General features: G+C 65.4%; 2 protein-coding genes. Both read right to left on the bottom strand.

Annotation, left to right across the window (positions count from 1 at the left end):
- Positions 1 to 563 (bottom strand): SAM-dependent methyltransferase (locus EN750_RS37150; RefSeq protein WP_245482937.1); only part of this gene is annotated, 563 nt, incomplete at its 3' end.
- On the bottom strand, positions 560 to 767 hold a 208-nt coding region (locus EN750_RS37145), incomplete at its 5' end, for a precorrin-8X methylmutase (RefSeq protein WP_189526810.1). The genes EN750_RS37150 and EN750_RS37145, both read right to left, overlap by 4 nt.

Here is a 767-nt window from a genome sequence, read left to right as displayed (position 1 = left end):
CGATCGTCCAGGGCGATGACGTGCTGACGGTGCTGCCCGGCACGATGAGCGAGTTCGAGCTGACGCGCCGGCTGGCTGACACCGATGCCGCCGTCATCGCCCTGGACGATCGGGATACCAGTCTGCGACCAGCAGCCGGACATGGCGGTGACGCCGGGAATGACTTCGGTCGGGAAGCGATGGGCGAGGCGCACATGCAGGTGCATGTAGGAGCCGTAGAAAAGCGGGTCGCCCTCGGACAGCACGGCAACCATCCTGCCTGCCTGGAGGTGCTCGGCGACCTTCTCGGCGGACTCCTCATAGAAAGCCGTGATCTGCGAGCGGTAGTCGTCGTGCTCCTTGTCGATTTCGGTGGTGACGGGATAGAGCAGCGGCAGTTCCGTCATTTCGGGCCGGAACTGAGCTTCGACGATGGCGCGCGCGTTGCTGTTGTTGCCGCGCTTGGCGAAATAGGCCACGACATCGGCTTCCGCCAAGGCCCGCGCGGCTTTCAGGGTCAGCAGTTCGGAGTCGCCGGGACCGGTGCCGACGCCGACGAGACGGCCTTTGGGAAGCGCGCTCACAGGCCCGGCCTCGCCAATGAATTGAGCGCTGCGGCGGTCATGGCGCTGCCGCCGAGACGGCCACGCACGATGGCAAAGGGAACGCCGTAGGAATTCTCGGCCAGCGCGTCCTTCGATTCGGCAGCACCGACGAAGCCGACCGGCATGCCGATGATGGCCGCAGGCTTCGGCGCGCCGTCGCGCAGTTTTTCCAATAGATAGAAC

Origin of the sequence: Mesorhizobium sp. M7A.F.Ca.ET.027.03.2.1 (assembly GCF_003999175.1) — a bacterium.
Taxonomy (GTDB): Bacteria; Pseudomonadota; Alphaproteobacteria; order Rhizobiales; family Rhizobiaceae; genus Mesorhizobium.
This window is presented reverse-complemented; position numbering and strand designations above follow the sequence as displayed.